This is a genomic window from Kitasatospora sp. NPDC047058 (assembly GCF_040643935.1).
Lineage (GTDB): Bacteria > Actinomycetota > Actinomycetes > Streptomycetales > Streptomycetaceae > Kitasatospora.
On sequence record NZ_JBEYVJ010000707.1, the window covers coordinates 1 to 2,353 of the forward strand.

1 protein-coding gene and 1 pseudogene are annotated in these 2,353 nt (G+C 77.7%); both read right to left on the reverse strand.

Translation table 11 applies throughout. The features are described from left to right. Positions 1 to 270, reverse strand: a pseudogene (locus tag ABZ885_RS39575) (hypothetical protein); the annotation flags it as partial. Between the two features lies 1 nt (position 271). Beyond that, the coding region (locus ABZ885_RS39580) for an ATP-binding cassette domain-containing protein (protein ID WP_360199809.1) at positions 272 to 2,353 on the reverse strand (2,082 nt) is incomplete at its 5' end.

Below are 2,353 nucleotides of genomic sequence, written 5' to 3' on the forward strand. Positions count from 1 at the left end.
GCCGCCGGCCCGGCGCAGCCAGGTGTCGACGGCGGCACGGCGGGCGCGGCGGTCCTCCTCGGGGTCGGGGGCGAACAGCGCGGTGCCGTCGGGGCGGGCGGCGGCGCGGTCGCCGAACGGGGCGGCGGCGGCGATCAGTGCGCGCAGCCGTTCGTCGCCGCGGGCGGGACCGGGAAGCAGCGCGGACGGGACCGGCGCGCCGGGGTGTCCGTCGGCCGGGGTGGAGGCGCCGTCGACGGGGCGGAGCCAGGTCTGCAGGTCGAGCGACATCTCACATCTCCTGGAGTCGGGCGAGTCGGGTGAACAGCGGGTCGTGGCCGAGCAGTTCGTCGTAGCTGCCGGAGGCGGTGACCCGGCCGCCGGAGAGCACGTGGATCCGGTCGGCGGTGCGGATGGTGCTGAGCCGGTGGGCGATCACGATCCGGGTGGTGTCGAGGCCGGCGACGGCCTCGGCGACCTTCCGCTGGGTCGCGTTGTCCAGGGCCGAGGTGGCTTCGTCCAGCAACAGGACGGCCGGCCGGCGGACCAGCGCGCGGGCCAGCAGCAGCCGTTGCACCTGTCCGCCGGAGAAGCCCTGGGCGTCCTCGCCGACCCGGGTGCCGAGGCCGAGCGGGAGACGTCGCAACTCGTCCGCGATGCCGGCGAGTTCGGCGGCCTCCCAGATCCGTTCCTCGCTCACGTCGGGGTCGGCGCCGGAGAGGTTCTCCAGCAGCGAGCCGCGCAGCATGCGGCCGTGCTGGAGGACGGCGCCGAGCCGTCGGCGGACCAGCCGGGCGTCCAGCGTGGCGAGGTCACGCCCGTCGTAGCGGACGACGCCGGCTTCCGGCTGCTCGAAGCCGAGCAGCAGCCGGACCAGCGTGGACTTCCCGGCCCCGGACGGGCCCACCACCGCGACCAGTTGCCCGGGCCCGGCGTGCAGGGACACCCCGTCCAGCGCGGGCGCCGCGCTGCCCGGGTAGCGGAAGGTCACCCCGTCCAGGGCCACCTCGCCGCCCAACTCGCCGGGGTCGGCCAGTGCTTGCGCGCCGCCCTGGGCCGGGCGGGCCTCCGCCAGAACCGGCCGGATCCGGTCCAGCACGGGCGCGATCCCGTACGCACCGGCCGCGGCGTGGGTGACCTGGCCGAGCGCCATCGCGACCTGCCCGGCCGCCACCCCGGCGGCCACCAGGTGGCCGGACGGGGTCGCGCCGTCCGCCGTCGCCGCCGCCAACAGGACCGCCAGCAGCAGCGGCTGGAGGGAGGCGGTGAGGGCGGCGGCGGCTCCGTCGGCCCGTTGGGCGGCGGCGTCGGCCCGCTTCTGGGCGGCGAACGGCACCGCCCAGCGGGCGAAGGCCTGGACCTCCCGGCCCGCCGTCTGGATCTTGTCGATGCCGAGCAGCAGCCCGTACAGCAGGCCGTTCAGCCGCCCGTGCAGTTCGAACACCTCGGTCTCGTGGCGCTGGCGGCGGCGGCCGAGCAGGAGCAGCAGCCCGGTCACCACCAGCACGGTGAGCAGCAGCAGCCCGCCGAGCCGGGCGTCCACCAGCAGCAGGACGGTCAGGCCGGAGGTGGCGAACACCGCCCCGAGGACGGCGCTGACGAGCACCTCGGAGAGCGCCTGCCGGGCCTGGGCGACGGCGTTGGCGCGGTGCACCAGGTCACCGGTGGAGTAGTCGCGGAAGAAGCGGGCGTCGTGACCGAGCAGCCGGTCCCAGACGGCCGGTTCCAGCGCGCCCTGCACCCGGCCGGTGAGCCGGACGGCGGCGGTGTTGCGGACGATCACCAGCAGCCAGGCGGCGAGCACCGCCGACCCCAGCAGCAGGGTCAGCCAGCGCAGCGGGTGCCGGTCGGCGGCCAGCAGGTTCGGCAGCAGCACGCCGGTGCTGAGCGGCACCAGCAGGCCGAGCAGGGCCGCGGCCAGCCCGGCCGCGGTGAGCCGGCCCAGGTCGCGCCGGGCGCCGGGCACCCGGAGCACGAACCGGGCCAGGTCGGCCGGTCCCAACTCCCCCTCGGGCAGGGGGAGGTAGATCAGCAGGGCGCGGGTCTCCAGCGGGATGCCCCGGCGGCTGCCGGGCTGTTCCGCGGGGTCGTGGCGGCGGTGGCCGCCGGCCGGGCGCGGTACCAAGGCGACCGGGCGGCCGTCGTCCGCCGCGAAGCCGACCATCGGCCCGGCCGTGCCGCGGGGGTCGCCGTGCCCGTCCGGCCCGGTGGGCAGCGTGACCGTCCGGTGCCGCACCCCGGCGGACCGCAGCAGCGCGGTCAGCGGGTCACGGGCGTTCCGGACGGCGGGCGGGAGCGGGGCCGGTTCGCGGTCCAGCACGCCGAGCGCCGCCAGCACGGCGTGCGCCTGCTCGGCCGGGTGCGGCGCGGCCGC